Genomic DNA, 21,062 nt, shown 5'->3' on the forward strand with positions numbered 1-21,062 from the left:
CAACAGCACCGGGTTGCCCCGGCACTGTTGCTGTATGGATTAACAGGAGTGTAATCAAACTGCGTCGATTTTGCACCTGTTCCGTGTTAGCGCGTCTTAATTACCAGACGATTGCTCTGTTTTACTTCTTCCATCACCACATAGGTACGTGTGTCATTCACGCCAGGCAGACGCAGCAGGGTTTCCCCCAGCAGCTTACGATAGGCAGACATATCCGGCACGCGTGTTTTCAACAGGTAGTCGAAGTCACCGGAAACTAAATGACACTCTTGAATTTCTTCAAGTTTTTGTACTGCGGTGTTAAATTGCTCAAACACATCCGGCGCACCACGATTCAGAGTAATCTCAACAAAAACCAGAAGTGATGCATCCAGATAATGCGGGTTTAACAGTGCCGTATAGCCCTGAATAAACCCCTGTCTTTCCAGCCGACGAACACGCTCAAGGCAGGGTGTCGGTGAAAGTCCAACTCGTTTAGAAAGCTCGACGTTCGAAATACGGCCATCCTTTTGCAACTCATTAAGAATGTTGCGATCGATGCGGTCGAGATCTTTGCCAGGGCGCTTCTTGCTATCTACCATTATTATTGTCTCTCTGTATTCCTTCCCTACTCCTGCCTGACTCTTTGCACATCACTGTTTAGAGCCTATGCCCATCACAATAGACCGAAACCCAGAGGGATTAACGGCGCGCAATGCCGGGTCTATTGTGAGAAGACCGTTGCCTGATGGCCGCTATCGATATCACGAATGGCGTCTGTCCACACCATGCGTAGATTTCGCTAGCCGGTAAACATGGTATTTACATGCATGGTTATGCATCACACACATATCACTGTTTTCTTCTTCAATGAATGTTTTCGCAAAACAGCAGGGGATTGTCAAAGCAAAACATCGATTTTTAGTACAACATGCCAATTATTCATTGGGAGCGTTCGTTAATCGTCATTTTATCACCTTATAACGCCCCTATTTTAAGTAGAAATCATTATAGTCGCGCCCTCTTCGTGGCCTCTCATTGGTTCCTGCTATTACACAAATTGTTAACAAAATCGCTATACTCTTTTTTTACGTCACCAAATTCCCTACAATCCTGCCCATTGCCTGCCAACAACTATGGGGATCTCATGGGCACGACCAAACACAGTAAACTGCTTATTCTTGGTTCAGGGCCAGCGGGATATACCGCTGCGGTCTACGCTGCGCGTGCAAACCTGCAACCGGTACTGGTAACCGGTATGGAAAAAGGCGGTCAACTGACCACCACGACCGAAGTGGAAAACTGGCCGGGCGATCCAAACGACCTGACGGGGCCGCTGTTGATGGAGCGCATGCATGAACATGCGACAAAATTTGATACCGAGATAATTTTCGATCATATCAATAAGGTGGACTTGCAGAACCGTCCGTTCCGTCTGACTGGCGACAATGGCGAATACACCTGTGATGCGCTGATCATTGCCACCGGGGCTTCCGCTCGCTATCTCGGTTTGCCATCAGAAGAAGCGTTCAAGGGACGTGGCGTTTCCGCCTGCGCCACCTGTGACGGTTTCTTCTATCGCAATCAAAAAGTCGCGGTCATTGGCGGCGGCAACACGGCCGTTGAAGAAGCGTTGTACCTGGCGAATATCGCGTCTGAAGTCCATCTGATTCACCGTCGCGACAGTTTCCGTGCAGAAAAAATCCTGATCAAACGTCTGATGGATAAAGTCGAAAACGGCAATATCGTGCTGCATACCCACCGTACGCTTGAAGAAGTGACTGGCGATCAGATGGGCGTTACTGGCCTGCGTCTGCGCGATACGCATAACACCGACAACATTGAATCGCTGGACGTTGCGGGTCTGTTCGTTGCCATCGGCCACAGCCCGAACACCGCTATTTTCGACGGTCAGCTAGAGCTGGAAAATGGCTACATCAAAGTGCAGTCAGGCATTCATGGTAATGCCACGCAAACCAGCATTCCAGGCGTCTTTGCGGCTGGCGACGTGATGGATCACATTTACCGCCAGGCAATTACGTCTGCGGGAACAGGTTGCATGGCGGCGCTGGATGCAGAGCGTTATCTCGATGGGTTAGCCGACGCCTGTAAATAAGTTTACAAATCATAAACAAAAGTAAAAAAGGCGACTATAAGTCGCCTTTATTTTTGCCCCGTTGTAACATTGCCCTGCCTAAAATTCTGATAACTCACCTGCTAAGCGTGCAATGAATAAAACCCGTCAAAAAGAGTTAACTCGCTGGTTAAAACAGCAAAGCGTCCTCTCTCAGCGCTGGCTGAACATTTCTCGTCTGTTGGGATTTGTCAGCGGCTTACTGATTGTCGCTCAAGCCTGGATCATGGCGCGTATTCTGCAGCATATGATTATGGAGAACATTCCTCGTGAAGCCCTCCTCCTCCCTTTTATCGTGCTGGCACTGATTTTTATCCTCCGCGCCTGGGTCGTCTGGCTGCGTGAACGGGTCGGTTTTCATGCCGGACAGCATATTCGCTTCGAAATACGTCGCCAGGTGTTGGATCGTCTGCAACAGGCAGGGCCGGCGTGGATTCAGGGAAAGCCTGCGGGAAGCTGGGCAACGCTGATACTTGAACAGATTGACGATATGCACGATTACTATGCGCGCTATCTTCCACAAATGGCGCTTGCCGTCTGCGTGCCATTGCTGATCGTCGCTGCCATTTTTCCGACCAACTGGGCTGCCGCGCTGATCCTGCTCGGAACAGCGCCGCTGATTCCGTTATTTATGGCGATGGTTGGCATGGGGGCCGCAGATGCCAACCGGCGTAATTTCCAGGCGCTTGCACGTCTGAGCGGTCATTTTCTCGATCGCCTGCGCGGTATGGAAACATTACGCATTTTTGGGCGTGGGGAAGCAGAAACCGAAAGCATTCGCGCCGCCTCGCAGGATTTTCGCCAACGCACCATGGAGGTCTTGCGCCTCGCCTTTTTATCTTCGGGCGTCCTGGAATTCTTTACCTCGCTTTCCATCGCGCTGGTCGCCGTCTACTTCGGTTTTTCTTATCTTGGCGAACTTAACTTCGGGCACTATGGCACCAGCGTCACGCTTGCCGCCGGTTTCCTGGCGCTGATTCTTGCCCCTGAGTTCTTTCAGCCTTTACGCGACCTTGGCACGTTTTATCACGCCAAAGCCCAGGCGGTGGGTGCCGCTGACAGCCTGAAAACGTTTATGGAAACGCCCCTCGCCCACCCGGAACGTGGCGATATTGAGCTGGCGACGAAAGACCCTGTCTCGATTGAGGCCAGGGATCTCATTATCACCTCCCCGGAGGGTAAAATACTCGCCGGCCCGTTGAATTTCTCACTGCCAGCAGGCCACCGCGCGGTGCTGGTCGGGCGCAGTGGTTCAGGGAAAAGTTCTCTGCTGAATGCACTGTCCGGTTTTCTTTCCTACCAGGGATCATTGCGTGTTAACGACATCGAACTGCGCGATTTGTCTCCCGACTCCTGGCGTAAGCAGCTTTCCTGGGTCGGGCAAAATCCGCAACTGCCTGCGGCAACATTACGGGAAAATGTGTTGTTAGCGCGTCCGAATGCTACTGAGCAAGAGCTCAAAGCCGCGCTCGACAACGCCTGGGTCAGTGAGTTTCTGCCGATGCTGCCGCAAGGCCTGGACACGCCGACAGGCGATCAGGCTGGCCGACTGTCCGTCGGTCAGGCGCAGCGCGTAGCGGTTGCCCGCGCGTTGTTGAACCCGTGCAAACTGCTGTTGCTTGATGAGCCAGCAGCCAGCCTGGACGCGCACAGCGAACAGCGCGTTATGCAGGCATTGAACGCCGCATCCCGGCGCCAGACCACCTTGATGGTCACCCACCAACTCGAAGATCTGGCCGACTGGGATGCCATTTGGGTAATGCAGGACGGGCACATTGTCGAACAGGGTCACTATACCCAACTCAGTACCGCCAACGGGCCGTTTGCCACGTTATTGGCTCACCGTCAGGAGGACATCTGAATGCGCGCCTTGCTCCCCTATTTAGCGCTCTACAAGCGCCATAAATGGATGTTAACGCTCGGGATCGTGCTGGCGATCGTCACGCTGCTGGCCAGCATTGGGTTGTTGACACTCTCCGGCTGGTTCCTCTCCGCTTCCGCCGTCGTGGGTGTTACCGGTATATACAGTTTTAACTATATGCTGCCTGCCGCAGGCGTACGTGGTGCAGCGATTACCCGGACTGCGGGTCGCTATTTTGAACGGTTAGTGAGCCACGACGCGACGTTTCGCGTCCTGCAGCATCTGCGAATTTATACCTTCAGCAAACTGTTGCCGCTCTCTCCGGCCGGGCTTGCCCGTTATCGCCAGGGGGAATTGCTTAACCGCGTGGTTGCCGACGTCGATACGCTCGATCATCTCTATTTGCGCGTCATCTCTCCAATCGTGGGCGCCTTTGTGGTGATTATGGTCGTCACCCTGGGCCTGAGTTTTCTCGATGTCACCCTCGCGATAACGCTGGGGGGGGTTATGCTGCTGACGTTGTTCATTCTGCCTCCGCTGTTTTACCGCGCGGGGAAGAGTACCGGACACAGCCTGACCCACCTGCGTGGACAGTATCGCCAGCAGCTCACCGCCTGGCTGCAAGGACAAGCGGAATTGACAATCTTTGGCGCCAGCGATCGCTACCGGGCGCAGATGGAAAGCACAGAATTGCAGTGGCATGAAGCGCAACGCCATCAGTCTGAGCTGACCGCGCTGTCTCAGGCCGTCATGCTGTTGATTGGCGCGATGGCGGTCATGTTAATGCTGTGGATGGCCTCCGGCGGCGTGGGTGGCAACGACAAACCCGGCGCGCTTATTGCACTCTTCGTCTTTTGCGCACTGGCGGCATTTGAGGCACTGGCCCCCGTGACAGGCGCGTTCCAGCATCTTGGTCAGGTTATCTCCTCCGCGCTGCGTATTACCGATCTCACCGAACAGAAACCCGAGGTGGAATTTCCGGATACGGATTCAGCGGTGCCAGAGCAGGTAACGCTGACGATGCGTGATATTTCGTTCAGCTATCCTGAGCAATCGCAAAAAGCACTGGACTCCCTCTCATTGCACGCGAATTCGGGCGAGCATATTGCCATTCTTGGGCGTACGGGCTGCGGCAAATCGACGCTATTGCAGTTACTGACCCGAGCGTGGGATCCGCAGCAGGGCGAGATCCTCATCAACAATCAGCCGATTTCAACGCTTAACGAAACGACGCTACGCGCCACCATTAGCGTCGTACCGCAGCGCGTACATCTGTTCAGCGCCACGCTGCGTGACAACCTTCTGTTGGCGGCGCCTGGCACCAGCGACGAAGCGCTGTCAGAAATGCTGTGCCGTGTCGGTCTGGAGAAATTACTCGACGATGGCGGGCTTAATAGCTGGTTAGGTGAAGGAGGTCGTCAGTTATCCGGCGGTGAACTTCGCCGTCTGGCTATCGCCCGCGCATTATTGCACGACGCCCCGCTGATGTTGCTGGATGAACCGACCGAGGGTTTAGACGCCACAACTGAAAGCCAAATGCTTGAATTGCTTGCTGATGTTATGCGAAACAAAACGTTGTTAATGGTCACACACCGCCTGCGCGGGCTGTCGCGTTTTGATCAAATAATAGTGATGGACAACGGGCAAATTATTGAGCAAGGTAATCACGCAGATCTGTTAGCCAGGCAGGGTCGTTATTACCAGTTTAAGCAACGTCTGTAAGCTATTATTGAACGATCCGACTTGCGTACTGGAGTTATGCTGTCATGCGCCTGGTTCAGCTTTCTCGCCACTCAATAGCCTTCCCTTCCCCGGAAGGCGCTTTGCGCGAGCCCAATGGGTTATTAGCCCTTGGGGGCGATCTTAGCCCCGCCCGCTTATTAATGGCGTACCAGCGGGGCATATTTCCGTGGTTTTCGCCTGGCGATCCGATTCTCTGGTGGTCGCCCGATCCTCGCGCTGTTTTATGGCCAGAGCATTTTCATCTCAGTCGTAGTATGAAGCGCTTTCACAAACACTCGCCCTATCGGGTGACGCTGAACTATGCTTTTGACCAGGTCATTGAAGGCTGTGCCAACGATCGCGAGGAAGGAACATGGATAACGCGCGATGTGGTAGAGGCTTATCATCGTTTGCATGAATTGGGCCATGCGCACTCCATTGAAGTATGGCGCCACAATGAATTAGTGGGCGGAATGTACGGCGTATCGCAAGGCACCCTTTTTTGCGGTGAGTCGATGTTCAGCCGCCAGGAAAATGCCTCCAAAACAGCACTGTTTGTTTTTTGTGCTGAATTTCGCCGTCAGGGGGGAAAACTGATCGACTGCCAGGTGTTAAATACCCATACCGCGTCACTGGGGGCGGTGGAAATAGCCCGCCGTGAGTACCTTGAACACCTCAGCATAATGCGCCCGCAGCGGCTCCCAGCCCTTTTTTGGGTGCCTCGCACGTTATTTTCACCTGAGGAGTGAATGTTTTCGGCACATTTTTTGTTGGGGTGTTATAATTGTGCCGCTGAGCAGGTTATGCCCATTACCCCGCCGCCGTTAAGGAACAGTTCGCGTCAGGTAACGCCCATCGTTTATCTCATCGCTCCCTTATACGTTGCGCTTTAAGTGCGGCTTCGCCGTGTGTGATCGGAGTAATGCGCCAAACCTGATTTGCTGTGTTTTAAACGCGCAAATCTTTACTTATTAAAAGAACTTCGGCATTATCTTGCCGGTTCAAATTACGGTAGTGATACCCCAGAGGATTAGATGGCCAAAGAAGACAATATTGAAATGCAGGGTACCGTTCTTGAAACGTTACCTAATACCATGTTCCGCGTAGAGTTAGAAAACGGTCACGTGGTTACTGCACACATCTCCGGTAAAATGCGTAAAAACTATATCCGCATCCTGACGGGCGACAAAGTGACTGTTGAGCTGACCCCGTACGACCTGAGCAAAGGCCGCATTGTCTTCCGTAGTCGCTGATTGTTTTCACGCCCGAATGGCGTAAAGATAATAAAAGGTCGGTTTATCCGGCCTTTTTTGTGGGCGCAATGTCAGGCGTTAATCTTCTACCATCCGTGCATATTCTTCCGTTAAGAAATCGACTAATGCACGTACGGAAGGCAGCAATCCACGTCGAGAAGGAAATACCGCGTGGATGACTTCCCTTTTCGGCTCCCAGCCATCCAGCAACGCGACCAGCTCACCCGCAGCCAGTTGCTCTTTGACCATCAATACCGGTAACTGTACAACGCCAACGCCCGCGACAGCCGCCTCACGTAACGCCAGCATATCGGTGGTAATCAAACGCGGCGTAAAATGCACTTCGGCCCTCGCCCCTTCAGCGCCAAATAATTCCCAACGGTGTATATGTTTTCCGGCGGCGAGACTCAGACCCGGCCAGTTGTTGAGCTCAGCGGGAGAAGAAAGAGGCCCCATCCGGGCGATCAATGCCGGACTGGCAAACAGGCGATGTCCGCGATCGGATAAGACGCGCATCACCAGATCGCTATCCTCAAAAGGACGCGGCCTGACGCGAATCGCAATATCAATCCCCTCACCCACCACATCAACACGACGATTGGTCGCTTCCAGTTGCAGTGCAACATCGGGATAGCGCGCCAAAAATTTTGCCAGCATCGGGCCGATATGCGCGTGCAACAACGTGACAGGGCAAGTCAGCTTCACCACGCCGCGCGGCTCCACCTGTAGCGCAGCGATAGCATCTTGCGCCGCCTGTGCCTCAACCAGCATCGCTTTGCAATGCTCATAAAACGTCTGCCCGACTTCAGTCACATTGAACTGCCGTGTCGTACGCTGAATCAGCCTGACGCCCAGACGATCCTCAAGTTGCGCGATACGTCGACTGAGTTTTGACTTAGGTTCATCGAGCGTGCGACCTGCCGCAGCAAATCCCCCCTCCTCGACGACATGAACAAACCACGCAAAATCATTGAGATCCGGTTTCAATTTCATTGTCCCAATTTTAGAACAGTCTATGCCATTTTAGCCACTATACACCTTATTGTCATGAATATAAGCTTATTGGAAACACCACTACGCCATTGAGGAGATAAAGATGAAACACGTAACAGGCGTCTACACCGCACCGCGCCCGCACTGGGTTGGCGATGGATTCCCGGTTCGTTCGCTGTTCTCTTACCAGTCCCATGCGCAAGCGTTGAGCCCGTTCCTGCTGCTGGATTACGCAGGCCCCCACACCTTCGCGCCGGGCACTGAAAAACGCGGCGTTGGTGAGCATCCTCACCGTGGGTTCGAAACGGTCACCCTCGTTTACAGCGGTGAAGTTGAGCATCGCGATTCAACCGGTCGCGGCGGCATCATCGGCCCAGGCGACGTGCAGTGGATGACGGCAGGCGCGGGCATTCTGCACGAAGAATTTCACTCTCCTGCATTTACTGAACGCGGGGGAGAGCTGGAGATGGTGCAATTGTGGGTAAATCTGCCCGCCAAAGACAAAATGACTGCTGCGGGCTACCAGAGTATCAGCAGTGCCTTAATTCCCACCGTGGCGTTACCTGGCGAGGCAGGCACGGCGCGGGTAATCGCTGGCGACTTTCTGGGAACAAAAGGCCCGGCACACACCTTCTCGCCGCTGAATGTCTGGGATATGCGTTTACAGCAAGGCTGCGACATCACGCTTTCTCAGCCCGCAGGCTGGAGCACCGCGCTGATTGTCCTGAAAGGCAGCATTACGGTAAACGGCGCCACGCCAGTCAATGAAGCGCAGATGGCGGTACTGAGCCAGCAGCAAGAAGCCTTCCATCTCGGTGCCAGCAGTGACGCTACCGTTCTGTTGCTGGCGGGGGAACCGTTAAATGAACCGATTGTCGGTTATGGCCCCTTTGTGATGAACACAAAGCAAGAAATCGCTGAGGCTGTTCGCGATTTTAACGCTGGTCGTTTTGGCCAAATCTGAAAACATTGAGGAGAATACCCTGTCCAGTCCTGCTAATTTTAAGGGTTTGTGTCCGGTTATCGATGTGAATGATTCCGTGATGCTGTTGATCGATAACCAGAACGGTCTATTTCAGACCGTAGGTGATATGCCAATGCCAGGACTGCGCGCACGCGCTGCCGCGCTGGCTAAAATGGCAACGCTGATCCCGGAGATCCATACCAATTCACCGCTTAGGACAGGAAGATGTATATTGCGTAACCAAATGAGAGTGAAAGCGTAAATACTGCTTGACCGTTTTAGCGCAACTCCCTATAGTAGCGCCCCGTTGCCCCCCCACGCGGTCAGGCAGCAATACAATATGGTGAGGTGTCCGAGTGGCTGAAGGAGCACGCCTGGAAAGTGTGTATACGGCAACGTATCGGGGGTTCGAATCCCCCCCTCACCGCCATATTTAAGAAAGAGCTCGTACGTAAGTACGGGCTTTTTTTTCGCATGTCGCACACGCCGGGGGGATGAGAAGCCCCGACCGGGGTTCGACAACTGGCGCAGCCAGTTGGACAGACCACGAACACAGTGAGTGGGCTGCCCGTAGGGCGAGCAAAGCGAGTCAATCCCCCCCTCACCGCCATATTTAAGAAAGAGCTCGTACGTAAGTACGGGCTTTTTTTTTCGCATGTTGCATATGCCAGCAGCACCGCTGCCCGCAATTATTCCCGTATGGCGATGCAGGCACCTAATCCGGCCTAAAAATAAGCACGCATCGTAGTTCGGATAAGGCGTATGCCGCCATCCGACATACAAAAGGCAAAAAAAACCGGGCTCAGTTCACTGTGGCCCGGTTTATCAGATGATAAGAAATTAATGCGCGGCTTCTGGCTTGTGCTTTTGCGCACTCTGGAAACCATACGTCAGCTCATTCTTCTCTTTATCGAGGGCAACAGTTACCTGCCCACCGTCCACCAGCGAGCCAAACAGCAACTCGTTAGCCAGCGGTTTTTTCAGGTTGTCCTGCACCACGCGAGTCATTGGACGCGCGCCCATTGCCCGGTCGTAGCCCTTCTCAGCCAGCCAGTCACGCGCTTCCTGGCTAACTTCCAGGGAGACGCCTTTCTGATCCAGTTGAACCTGCAACTCGACAATAAACTTATCAACAACCTGATGAATCACCTCGGTAGACAAGTGATCGAACCAAATAATGTTGTCGAGACGGTTACGGAATTCCGGCGTAAAGACTTTCTTGATCTCACCCATCGCATCCGTACTGTTATCCTGATGAATGAGGCCAATGGATTTACGTTCAGTTTCACGCACGCCAGCGTTAGTGGTCATCACCAGCACCACATTGCGGAAATCCGCTTTGCGGCCGTTATTATCGGTCAGCGTACCGTTATCCATCACCTGCAACAGCAGGTTAAAGACATCCGGGTGCGCCTTCTCGATTTCATCCAGCAGCAACACGGCGTGCGGGTGTTTAATGACCGCATCCGTCAGTAAACCGCCCTGATCAAACCCAACATATCCCGGAGGCGCACCGATCAAACGGCTGACGGTGTGACGTTCCATATACTCGGACATATCAAAACGCAGCAGTTCAATCCCCAGCGCTTTGGAGAGTTGTACCGTGACCTCTGTTTTACCCACGCCGGTTGGCCCTGCGAACAGGAAGGAACCGACAGGTTTATGCTCATGTCCCAGTCCTGCGCGACTCATCTTGATGGCTTCAGTCAGCGCCTCAATGGCTTTATCCTGACCAAAGACCAGCATTTTCAGACGGTCGCCGAGATTTCTCAGCGTGTCGCGATCGCTCTGCGAGACGCTCTTCTCAGGGATACGCGCAATTCGCGCTACCACGGATTCAATATCCGCCACGTTGACGGTTTTCTTGCGCTTGCTGATCGGCATCAGACGCGCACGCGCCCCCGCTTCGTCGATCACGTCAATCGCTTTATCCGGCAGATGACGGTCATTGATATATTTCACCGCCAGTTCTACCGCCGCCCGCACCGCTTTCGCGGTATAGCGAACATCATGGTGCGCTTCGTACTTCGGTTTCAGACCGTTAATAATCTGCACGGTTTCTTCCACCGACGGCTCAGTAATATCGATTTTCTGGAAGCGACGCGCCAGAGCACGGTCTTTCTCGAAAATATTGCTGAATTCCTGATAGGTCGTAGAACCGATCACGCGGATCTTGCCGCTGGAGAGCAACGGTTTGATCAGATTTGCCGCATCCACCTGGCCGCCCGATGCCGCTCCGGCGCCAATAATGGTGTGGATCTCATCGATGAACAGGATACTGTTGGTGTCCTGCTCCAGCTGTTTCAGCAGCGCTTTAAAGCGTTTTTCAAAGTCACCGCGATATTTGGTTCCTGCCAGCAGCGAGCCAATATCCAGTGAGTAGAGGGTGCAATCCGCCATCACTTCCGGCACATCGCCCTGGACAATACGCCAGGCGAGCCCTTCCGCAATCGCCGTTTTACCGACACCGGATTCACCCACCAGCAGCGGGTTATTCTTACGACGGCGGCACAGAACCTGAATGGCACGCTCCAGCTCTTTCTCACGGCCAATCAGCGGATCGATCCCCCCCACGCGCGCAAGCTGGTTAAGGTTAGTCGTAAAATTCTCCATACGTTCCTCCCCGCCAGCCTGCTCTTCGTTATTCGGTTGGTTGCCTGAGTCAGAAGACTGACTCGGCTCATCTTTACGCGTCCCGTGAGAAATAAAGTTCACCACATCAAGACGGCTGACTTCGTGCTTACGCAGCAGATAGGCCGCTTGTGATTCCTGTTCGCTGAAAATAGCAACCAGTACGTTAGCGCCGGTAACTTCACTACGACCGGAGGACTGAACGTGGAAGACGGCGCGTTGCAGCACACGCTGAAAACTCAACGTCGGCTGCGTGTCGCGTTCTTCTTCGCTGGCAGGCAGAACGGGTGTGGTTTGTTCAATGAAGGCTTCGAGTTCCTGACGGAGCGCAACCAGATCCACGGAACACGCTTCCAGCGCTTCGCGGGCTGATGGGTTACTGAGCAACGCCAGTAACAAGTGCTCGACGGTCATAAACTCATGACGGTGCTCGCGCGCTCTGGCGAAAGCCATGTTTAAACTGAGTTCCAGTTCTTGATTGAGCATAGGCACCTCCCCCAATTTTTATGCCTGCATTCAGGCTTTTTCCAGCGTACACAGCAATGGATGCTCGTTCTCCCTCGCATACCTGTTCACCATCGCCACTTTGGTTTCTGCAACCTCGGCGGTAAAGACTCCGCAAATGGCCTTACCCTGGTAGTGAACGGCGAGCATCAATTGAGTTGCACGTTCTACATCATAAGAAAAGAATTTTTGTAACACGTCAATAACAAACTCCATCGGAGTGTAATCATCATTGACTAATATCACTTTATACATAGATGGCGGTTTTAGCGCGTCACGCACTTGATCTTCCGCAAGCTGGTCAAAGTCCAGCCAGTCTTTCGTCTTACCCATTGTCAGTCGTCATCTTCAGTTACGGTTACTGGCAGTTACTCTGCCGCTGACAAGAGCGTATGCGCACAAGTAATTTACCTCAATTAATAGATAACTATCATCTATCACTGTCATCCGCGACATCTGTCACATTCCCCGGCAATAGCGTTAACTGCTTCAAAATTTTGATTCATTTTTACCCTACCCCCCCCGCCAAATGCTTGACGGCTCGCCTGATTTCTCTAAATTGTACTCTCGAGAGTTGGCGAGGTTTTGAACAGCCTCCGCTCGACCACCGGTTCATTCCATCTTACTTATATAAGATTTACGAAGGATGTCGAAGCATGGAAACGGGTACTGTTAAGTGGTTCAACAATGCCAAAGGGTTTGGTTTCATTTGCCCTGAAGGCGGCGGCGAAGATATTTTCGCCCATTACTCTACCATCCAGATGGATGGCTACAGAACGCTAAAAGCCGGACAATCAGTCCAGTTTGATGTTCACCAGGGGCCAAAAGGCAATCACGCCAGTGTCATCGTGCCTATCATTGAAGCAGAAGCTGTCGCATAGCTCTTCTGTCTCATTGTGTACATCCTGCAGTCAAAATGCCAGCCCCCAGGGCTGGCATTTTTATTTTTGAAGGAATACAACACATTATTCTCTGGCGAGCGCATCGACAGGATCCAGTCGGGCGGCGTTTCGCGCCGGTAACCAACCGAATAAAATCCCGGTAAATGTTGAACACAAAAAAGCGGTAATCAGGGCTATCGGCGAGAAACCGATTTCCCAGCCGGGTAAAAACAGTTGCAGCGTAAAGGCGATCAACATCGACAGGCCAATACCTAAGGCTCCGCCCACCAGACACACCAAAACCGCTTCAATTAAGAACTGCTGTAGCACGTCGCTGGCGCGTGCGCCTACCGCCATACGGATACCGATCTCCCGCGTACGCTCCGTTACCGAAACCAGCATAATGTTCATGACGCCTATCCCGCCGACAACCAGCGAGATCACCGCCACCAGGGTCAGAAACAGTTGCAGAGTACGGGTGGTCTTTTCAGCCGTTTTCAGGACGCCGTCCATATTCCAGGCAAAGAAATCCTTTTTACCGTGGCGTAACGTCAGCAAACGGGTGAGCTGTTGTTCCGCCTGCGCACTGTCAAAACCTTCTTTCACACGAACCGTAATCGAATTCAGCCACGATTGCCCCATCACCCGCCCTGACATCGTGCTATACGGCAGCCAGACTCTGAGGATTTTACTGCTGCCAAACATCGACTGTTTCTCTTCCGCTACGCCAATCACCGTGGCAGGCATATTGCCGACCAGAATGACTTCGCCCACCACCGTAGTTTTGTTCGGAAAGAGCTGGCGTCGGGTGTTTTTGTCCAGTACTACCACCTGCGCCCGCCCGTTTAGCTGTTCACGATTAAAGGTATTTCCTTCGCTGAAACTCATCCCGTAAACGTTAAAATAATCCCCGCTGACGCCATTGGCGCTGGCCGCCACATCGATATTTGCGTAACGTAAGCGCAGATTCTGCGAAACCGCAGGCGTCGCGGAACTGACCCAGGGTTGTTTTTGGATCGCCGTCAAATCGTCGTATTTCAGCGCCTGCTGATACTGCGGGTCGTCATCGCCAAAATCTTTGCCGGGATAGATATCAATAGTATTGGTTCCGATGGAACGGATATCCGCCAGCACCAGTTGCTTTGCCGCGTCACCCACCACCACAATCGACACCACCGATGCGATACCGATGATAATCCCCAGCATCGTGAGCAACGTGCGCATTTTATTAGCCGCCATGGCCAGCCACGCCATGGTCAGCGCTTCGCGAAAACCGCTGATAAACTGATTCCAGCCGGAGCCGGTCTTAACGGCAGATCCGACACTATTCTCTCCGCTGGCCGTTTTTTTCGGCGGCGGGTTACGCACGATCTCGCCATCGCGGATTTCAATCACCCGTTCAGCCTGTGCCGCGACCTGCGGATCGTGGGTGACGATAATGACCGTATGACCGCGATCGCGCAGTTGATGCAGGATTGCCATCACCTCTTCGCCAGAACGGCTGTCCAGTGCCCCCGTAGGCTCATCTGCCAGGATAACCTGCCCGCCGTTCATCAGCGCACGGGCAATGCTGACGCGCTGCTGTTGCCCGCCAGAAAGCTGGGATGGCGGGTAATCCAGACGATCGCCCAGCCCCAGCCGTTGCAGGAGATCCTGCGCGCGCGCCAGTCGCTGTTTACGTTCGGTGCCGGCATACACCGCCGGTACCTCGACGTTTTGCGTCGCCGTCAAATGTGAAAGCAGATGATAACGCTGGAAAATAAAGCCAAAGTGCTCACGCCGCAACTGCGCCAGCGCGTCTGCGTCGAGGGTAGAAACATCCCGTCCTGCCACCCGATAGGTGCCGCTGGTGGGTTTATCCAGGCACCCCAGAATATTCATCAGTGTGGATTTACCCGAACCTGAAGCGCCGACAATCGCCACCATTTCACCCGCCTGAATGTGCAGCGAGATGCCTTTAAGCACCTCCACCTGCTCCTCACCTGACGGATAGCTACGGCGAATATCGTTCAGTTCAAGCAATGCCGTCATTGCGCCGCTCCCGGTTTGCCCTCACCGGTAACGACTTCATCACCCTCTTCCAGGCCTTTGACGATCTCCACATCGGTATCATTACGCGAACCAATCGACACTTCCCGTTCACGGGTTTCTCCGTTGCGCAGCAGGGTGACTTTATAGCGATTGTTTCCAATCGGGTCGCCCAGCGCAGAGAGTGGAATGGTCAGGACATTTTTAATGTCAGTGAGCTGAATATGAACCTGAGCCGTCATGTCGAGACGCAAAATGCCATTCGGATTAGGCACTTCAAAACGGGCATAGTAGAAAATGGCATCGTTGACTTTTTCAGGCGTCGGCAGAACGTCTTTCAGCGCGCCTTCGTAACGCGTCTGAGGATCGCCAAGCACAGTGAACCAGGCCTTTTGCCCCGGTTTCAAATGAATGACATCCGCTTCTGACACCTGCGCTTTCACAAGCATTGTGCTCATATCCGCCAGCGTCAGGATGTTCGGTGCCTGTTGGGCAGCGATCACGGTTTGTCCTTGCAGGGTGGTGATTTGCGTCACTTCCCCTGCCATCGGCGCCACAATACGGGTGTAATCCAGGTTGGTTTTCGCGGTATCCAGAGACGCCTGATTGCGCTTAATTTGCGCGTCTATGGTGCCGATTTGCGCCTGCTTAACGGCCATCTCTGTGGCGGCAGTGTCCAGATCCTGCTGCGAAACAGCCTGCGTTTTTGCCAGTTGCTGTTGACGGGAGAGCGTCACGCGCGCCAGTTTCCATTCAGCTTGCGCCTGAAGTCGCTGGGCGTGCAGTTCCATCAACGTGGCTTCGACTTCTCTAATCTGGTTTTGCGCCTGTTCGGGATCGATAACGCCGAGTAACTGGTCTTTTTTGACTTTATCGCCAATGGCCACCGACAGCGTCTTCAACTGCCCGCTGACCTGCGCCCCGACATCGACTTTACGCAACGCATCCAGTTTGCCGGTGGCAAGTACACTTTGCTGAAGATCGCCGGGACGAACGATCAGCGTCTGATAATTAGGCAGCGGCGCATTCAGTGTTCTCCAGGCAGCAATCAGCCCCACGATAATGACCCCTATCGCCAGCAGATACCGCTTTTTAAGTTTTCCCTTGATGTTCATAAAAATCCTGAATTCCCCGTCTATTGCGCCAGAGTGATTGAGCCAACATCAACCAATAATAAACAAGTATTGAAAGGCAATGAGAGTAACAGAGTTATTGATATTTGGTTAAGTTTGCTGATGATGAAATCGATGCGACACCTTTTTTATTGGATGGTTGAATATGTCGCAGCTCACCGAAAATGCTTTTTCTCCTTCTCGCCCCATCACGAGTCTGGGGTTATTTTTCAGTCTGACCCGCGGCCTGTGGCGCCCGGGGAAATTCTGGCATCAACGCAGTTTCCGGCGGAAATTTATGTTGCGCTCCCTGCTGATGCCCCGCTTGAGTCGTGAATGGATGGCCGAGCTTTCACAGTGGCCGGATCTTAACGTCTTGCTGACGCGACAGCCGCGACTCCCGGTTCGCCTTCATCGCCCCTACCTTGCGGCAAATCTGGACCGCAAACAATTACTGGAAGCATTACGTTATCATTACGCCCTGCTGCATACATTTATGACGCCCGAAGAATTAAGAACATATATGAATACATCCGGGCTACAACTGGCGCAACTGGAAGGTAAAAATGGGGAGATCTTCACCCTTGAACTGACCATGATGATCTCGCTTGATAAAGAGGGTGACAGTACCCTGCTCGTGCGTAACGGTGACGGCGATACGCTGGCGGAAATCACCTTCACGCTGTGTGAATATCAGGGGAAACGAACCCTGTTTATTGGCGGGCTACAGGGCGGCAAGCGCGAACTCCCCCATGAAGCCATTCAAAGCGCGACCAAATCGTGTCATGGATTATTTCCCAAACGTCTGGTCATGGAGGCGGTGTGCCGATTCGCCGAACGCTTACAAGTCCAGCAAATTCTTGCTGTTAGCAACGAAACGCACATTTACCGCAGCCTGCGCTATCGCGACAAAGAGGACAACATCCACGCGGACTACAATGCTTTTTGGACGGCCTGCGGGGGTGAGTGCGATGAGAAAGGGTATTACCACATTCCCTGTTCGCTCACGCGCAAGGATATGTCGGAAATTGCCAGCAAGAAGCGCGCTGAATACCGTCGTCGCTATCAGATGCTGGACGCTATTCAGGCGCAAATGTCAGATTTGTTCCGTCGTTAATCGGCCCGGCCACGCGCCAGCCAGAGCACACGCGAGAACATCTTTCTGAACAGGGTTGGCACCGCATCAACGCCGCGCCGCCCTGCTTCCATGGTGACTTCAATGGCGAGATCCGGTTTCGATGAGCGATGGATCGCTTTCGAAATAATCTTGCGCATGTTCATCGGAATATTTTCCGGGATCTGCGCCACCCGGTGAAAGACGTCTGAAAATCCCTGCCGGTACATAAAATGTTCCATATCCAGCGCAGGTAATACGGTGAGATGCTCACGCTCCGCTTCCCTGTCGTTATCGAGCAAGCCGCGCACCGTAGCGGCATATTTTTTCCCTGCTTCGTCGCCGTCGACCAGCACATGCCACTCAATCCCCATACGTCGGGCGAATTTCACCAGCGGTTTTAACCCGGACTGGGCAAACTCAATCACTTTGATCCCTTCAGCATCAAAGTGATGCCCGCATTGACGCGCCAGTTCGTTGATTACCCAGGTTTCCGTCTCCCCCTCGACCAGCAACCAACAGCGCGCAAATAAAGAAGAGGCGCGGTTGAAACGAATATGAAACGCAATGCGCCGTCCATCTTCCGCACTCAACCCGCCGGGCCCCAGTCGCCACGCCGCCACGCGCGAGGATTCACGCACCAGGCGAACAACATGTTCCACCGGAGTGAGCGACAACAGCTCGCCAGAATTGGTGGTGGCCACACGTTGCAGCGGCAGCAGATTCAATAACTGCCAGGCGACCGACAACATAATGGGATGCAACCGCGTTTCCGGGTCTTCCACCAGCAACAGCGGGCGCGCATCTCTATCTAACCTCAGGGTGCCTTTTGCCTGTAATAACGTCGAAAACAGCCCCAGCAGAATCACCCGGTGGGTTCGCCCGCCGGGCTTGTCGATCATCCGGTTGATGATGTCCAGATACCGCCAGCTTCGCTGTTCGTTATTCGAACGCCGACGCATCAACCGATAGCGCGCTTGTCCGGTGCCCTGCTCAGAGAAGTAATGTTCCAGCAATTGCACCATCGCCGACAGCCCCTGGCGTATCTGACCATCGGTCAGATTCTGGGGACGCATCGCCAGTTCCCGGGCCAGAAAATCCAGTTGTCTGGCGGTCACTTCCACATCGGGCATATCGGGCACCGTACCGTTGCGGATCCGGCGCATAAAACGCGCATCGCGCAGGCGCAGTACCGGCATCAGGCGAATAAGATGCCGTGCCTGGTCGTTAATATCGTCAACAGGTAATGGATGTCCGTCACCATCAAGGAAACTGCGCAACGTCATGACGCTGTCGTCTTCGCCGCATTCGCCTTCCAGACGATAAAAAATGCGGTGATAGTCGTCGCGACACGGTGTCCAGCAATCGGCCAGTGGGCGGTAACGACGTACCCGGTGGCGACCCGGTTGCGATTCGCGAAAGGTAAGAATGATATGCAGATGGTGTTCCCGCTCATGGATATCGCCGGGAGGAAACCAGAAATCTTCGCGGACAAAATGATAAAGATCGGATTCCGGCGACAGCAACAGGGTCAGTGCGTCCAGTAAACTGGATTTACCCCAGGCGTTCTCCCCTATCAGTACGTTGTTTTGCTCCAGCATCAACGACAGTCGATTGATCCCGCGAAAACCCACAATCTCAACACGTTCGAGAATCATGTTTCCTCCAGAAAAGAGTCACTATTCCATTAAGCTATCCGCAGTATAACGGTAAAATCTCACGGTTGATGTGATGTCCGCACATTCACAACAGGTAACTGATTGAATTATGAACGAGTCACACAAAATACTTCGCTCTGTCACATTGCAATAATATATAAATAATACAATAGTTAAATTGATGAATTATATTACTTTTAACTAGATCACCTTCAAGTGAAAATGAATGACACGGAGGGCTTATGAAAAATACGCAGAAGAAACAACCGCATATTGCCTTAAATCAAATTTCGTAGATTTATTTGACGGGTATAGGATGACTTTCGTTTTCAAAATTTTTAAAATACCGATTCTAGCATTTTATCGTCACCCGTTTACGACGATAAATACGGTTGGTATGAGAAATCATGGCCAATTTTTTAAATTGAGGTGGGTATGTTCAGAAAATTAGCGGCCGAATGTTTTGGTACATTCTGGCTTGTTTTTGGTGGTTGCGGGAGTGCCGTTCTGGCAGCAGCATTTCCTGAATTAGGTATTGGATTTGCCGGTGTTGCGCTGGCATTTGGTCTGACCGTTTTAACCATGGCATTTGCCGTTGGTCATATTTCGGGTGGTCATTTTAACCCGGCAGTCACATTAGGTTTATGGGCTGGCGGTCGTTTCCCGACGAAAGACGTTATTGGTTATATCATCGCTCAGGTCGTCGGCGGCATTATTGCAGCGGCAGTGCTTTATCTTATTGCCAGCGGTAAAGCAGGCTTTGATGCGACCGCCAGTGGATTTGCATCAAACGGCTACGGTGAACATTCACCGGGCGGCTATTCAATGCTTTCCGCGATTGTCATTGAAATTGTCCTGACCGCCGGTTTCTTATTAGTGATTCACGGTGCAACCGATAAACACGCGCCGGCAGGTTTTGCGCCGATTGCGATTGGTCTTGCGCTGACCCTGATTCACTTAATCAGTATTCCAGTGACCAATACGTCCGTTAACCCGGCACGTAGCACCGCTGTCGCCCTCTTCCAGGGCGGTTGGGCGCTGGAACAACTGTGGCTGTTCTGGGTGATGCCAATCATTGGCGGCATCCTCGGTGGTCTTATCTACCGCACGCTGCTGGAAAAACGCGACACGGATACTGATAGTGCACGCGCAGCGGTGTCAGATAGCAATTAACGTATCTGACCGACAGGTCCGTAAATTGCAATAAATGTAAGCCGGGTAAAGCGTAAGCTACCCGGCTTTTATTTTGCTCTTTGACTGCGCAGCCGGAATTGGGTAGTGTCACTGGCGCTAAACAGATTCTCATTAAAGGACCCAGCTGTTCATGTTTTCAGGACTCTTAATCATTCTGCTCCCGCTGATGGTGGGCTACCTCGTTCCCCTTCGACAGAAAGCCGCATTAATCCTGATTAATCGGATGCTGAGCTGGATGGTTTATCTCATTCTTTTCTTTATGGGTATTAGTCTGGCGTTTCTGGATAACCTCGCCAGTAATCTGTTCTCTATTTTTTATTACTCTGCCGTCAGTATTACCGTTATTTTGCTGTGTAATATTGCTGCATTACTGTGGCTGGAACGCTCAATACCCTGGCGGCACAACCACCAGCAGGAAAAACTGCCGTCACGTATTGCCATGGCGCTGGAGTCGCTTAAATTATGCGGCGTCGTGGTGCTGGGTTTTGCGCTCGGACTCAGCGGGCTGGCCTTTTTACAACACGCGGCCGAAGCCAGCGAATATACGCTGATCTTTTTATTGTTCCTGGTAGGGATTCAATTACGTAACAGCGGCATGACCCTGAAACAAATTGTGCTGAATCGCCGGGGAATGATTGTCGCCGTCGTGGTGGTTGCCAGCTCCCTGGTGGGCGGTCTGATCAATGCGTTTATTCTCGACCTGCCTCTCAACACCGCGCTGGCAATGGCATCGGGGTTTGGCTGGTATTCTCTTTCGGGGATCCTGCTTACCGAATCCTTCGGCCCGGTCATTGGCAGTTCCGCCTTCTTTAACGATCTTGCGCGCGAACTTATCGCCATCATGTTGATCCCCGGCTTAGTCCGTCGTAGCCGCTCTACCGCTTTAGGGCTGTGCGGCGCCACGTCGATGGATTTTACCCTGCCCGTGCTGCAGCGCACAGGCGGTCTGGAGATGGTTCCAGCCGCGATTGTTCATGGCTTTATACTGAGTCTGCTGGTGCCCATACTGATGGCGTTTTTCTCCGCCTGATACC

General features: G+C 52.9%; 17 protein-coding genes, 1 tRNA gene and 1 pseudogene. 12 read left to right on the plus strand and 7 right to left on the minus strand.

Going from position 1 to position 21,062, the window contains the following annotated elements; translation table 11 throughout:
* Positions 1-86 precede the first annotated feature (86 nt).
* Entirely contained in the window at positions 87-581 is a 495-nt protein-coding gene (gene lrp, locus ACO7SM_RS14160; protein WP_000228473.1) for a leucine-responsive transcriptional regulator Lrp, read from the minus strand.
* A gap of 545 nt (positions 582-1,126) precedes the next feature.
* On the opposite strand from lrp, the gene trxB reads away from it, so the two are divergent.
* From trxB to infA, 5 genes are all read left to right on the plus strand, one after another.
* Positions 1,127-2,095 carry a thioredoxin-disulfide reductase gene (trxB, locus tag ACO7SM_RS14165; protein ID WP_490468072.1) on the plus strand — a complete coding sequence of 323 codons (969 nt, stop codon included), beginning with the start codon at positions 1,127-1,129 and terminating at the stop codon, positions 2,093-2,095.
* A gap of 112 nt (positions 2,096-2,207) precedes the next feature.
* Positions 2,208-3,974, plus strand: coding sequence for a heme ABC transporter permease/ATP-binding protein CydD (gene cydD / locus ACO7SM_RS14170; protein WP_490468073.1), 1,767 nt, complete (start codon positions 2,208-2,210; stop codon positions 3,972-3,974).
* On the plus strand, positions 3,975-5,696 hold the full coding sequence (gene cydC / locus ACO7SM_RS14175) for a heme ABC transporter ATP-binding protein/permease CydC (protein ID WP_490468074.1): 1,722 nt from the start codon (positions 3,975-3,977) through the stop codon (positions 5,694-5,696).
* Between the two features lie 44 nt (positions 5,697-5,740).
* Positions 5,741-6,445 carry a leucyl/phenylalanyl-tRNA--protein transferase gene (aat, locus tag ACO7SM_RS14180; protein ID WP_490468075.1) on the plus strand — a complete coding sequence of 235 codons (705 nt, stop codon included), beginning with the start codon at positions 5,741-5,743 and terminating at the stop codon, positions 6,443-6,445.
* Positions 6,446-6,730: 285 nt separating this feature from the next.
* On the plus strand, positions 6,731-6,949 hold the full coding sequence (gene infA, locus ACO7SM_RS14185) for a translation initiation factor IF-1 (RefSeq protein ID WP_001040187.1): 219 nt from the start codon (positions 6,731-6,733) through the stop codon (positions 6,947-6,949).
* 78 nt (positions 6,950-7,027) lie between these two features.
* Here infA and ACO7SM_RS14190 read toward each other — a convergent pair whose 3' ends face one another.
* Positions 7,028-7,942, minus strand: a complete 915-nt coding sequence (locus ACO7SM_RS14190; RefSeq protein ID WP_490468076.1) for a LysR family transcriptional regulator — start codon at positions 7,940-7,942, stop codon at positions 7,028-7,030.
* Positions 7,943-8,045: 103 nt separating this feature from the next.
* On the opposite strand from ACO7SM_RS14190, the gene ACO7SM_RS14195 reads away from it, so the two are divergent.
* The 3 genes and pseudogenes from ACO7SM_RS14195 to ACO7SM_RS14205 all read left to right on the plus strand — a co-directional run bounded on the left by ACO7SM_RS14195 (position 8,046) and on the right by ACO7SM_RS14205 (position 9,336).
* Positions 8,046-8,906 (plus strand): pirin family protein, encoded by an 861-nt coding sequence (locus ACO7SM_RS14195; RefSeq protein WP_490468077.1) that lies wholly within the window; start codon positions 8,046-8,048, stop codon positions 8,904-8,906.
* Positions 8,907-8,925: 19 nt separating this feature from the next.
* Positions 8,926-9,117, plus strand: a pseudogene (locus ACO7SM_RS14200) (hydrolase); the annotation flags it as partial.
* 131 nt (positions 9,118-9,248) lie between these two features.
* Positions 9,249-9,336: transfer RNA gene (locus tag ACO7SM_RS14205), tRNA-Ser, on the plus strand.
* Positions 9,337-9,746: 410 nt separating this feature from the next.
* Here the strand turns inward: ACO7SM_RS14205 and clpA are convergent.
* Together clpA and clpS are read right to left on the minus strand one after the other, a co-directional pair.
* Entirely contained in the window at positions 9,747-12,023 is a 2,277-nt protein-coding gene (clpA, locus tag ACO7SM_RS14210) for an ATP-dependent Clp protease ATP-binding subunit ClpA (protein WP_490468078.1), read from the minus strand.
* A gap of 30 nt (positions 12,024-12,053) precedes the next feature.
* A complete protein-coding gene (gene clpS / locus ACO7SM_RS14215; protein WP_192611741.1) occupies positions 12,054-12,374 on the minus strand; it encodes an ATP-dependent Clp protease adapter ClpS in 321 nt (106 codons plus the stop codon).
* A 323-nt stretch (positions 12,375-12,697) separates the two neighbouring features.
* Between clpS and cspD the strand changes: the two genes are divergently transcribed.
* Positions 12,698-12,922 (plus strand): cold shock-like protein CspD, encoded by a 225-nt coding sequence (cspD, locus tag ACO7SM_RS14220; RefSeq protein ID WP_162379603.1) that lies wholly within the window; start codon positions 12,698-12,700, stop codon positions 12,920-12,922.
* Between the two features lie 84 nt (positions 12,923-13,006).
* Here cspD and macB read toward each other — a convergent pair whose 3' ends face one another.
* Together macB and macA are read right to left on the minus strand one after the other, a co-directional pair.
* Complete coding sequence (macB, locus tag ACO7SM_RS14225; RefSeq protein ID WP_490468079.1) at positions 13,007-14,953, minus strand: macrolide ABC transporter ATP-binding protein/permease MacB; 1,947 nt, start codon at positions 14,951-14,953, stop codon at positions 13,007-13,009.
* Positions 14,950-16,065: a macrolide transporter subunit MacA gene (gene macA, locus ACO7SM_RS14230; RefSeq protein ID WP_490468080.1), complete on the minus strand. Its 1,116-nt coding sequence runs from the start codon at positions 16,063-16,065 to the stop codon at positions 14,950-14,952. Before macA ends, macB begins: the two co-directional genes overlap by 4 nt.
* Positions 16,066-16,228: 163 nt before the next feature.
* Here macA and ACO7SM_RS14235 point away from each other — a divergent pair, with 163 nt between their 5' ends.
* On the plus strand, positions 16,229-17,179 hold the full coding sequence (locus tag ACO7SM_RS14235) for a VirK/YbjX family protein (protein WP_490468081.1): 951 nt from the start codon (positions 16,229-16,231) through the stop codon (positions 17,177-17,179).
* Here ACO7SM_RS14235 and ACO7SM_RS14240 read toward each other — a convergent pair.
* Positions 17,176-18,834 (minus strand): ATP-dependent endonuclease, encoded by a 1,659-nt coding sequence (locus tag ACO7SM_RS14240; protein WP_490468082.1) that lies wholly within the window; start codon positions 18,832-18,834, stop codon positions 17,176-17,178. The two genes, ACO7SM_RS14235 and ACO7SM_RS14240, sit on opposite strands and share 4 nt — an antisense overlap.
* A 435-nt stretch (positions 18,835-19,269) precedes the next feature.
* On the opposite strand from ACO7SM_RS14240, the gene aqpZ reads away from it, so the two are divergent.
* Both aqpZ and ACO7SM_RS14250 read left to right on the plus strand, forming a co-directional pair.
* Entirely contained in the window at positions 19,270-20,007 is a 738-nt protein-coding gene (gene aqpZ / locus ACO7SM_RS14245) for an aquaporin Z (protein WP_490468083.1), read from the plus strand.
* 151 nt (positions 20,008-20,158) lie between these two features.
* Positions 20,159-21,058, plus strand: coding sequence for a LysO family transporter (locus ACO7SM_RS14250; RefSeq protein ID WP_490468084.1), 900 nt, complete (start codon positions 20,159-20,161; stop codon positions 21,056-21,058).
* Positions 21,059-21,062: the final 4 nt, after the last annotated feature.

It is taken from the genome of Citrobacter sp. LJND-P06, from assembly GCF_058188415.1.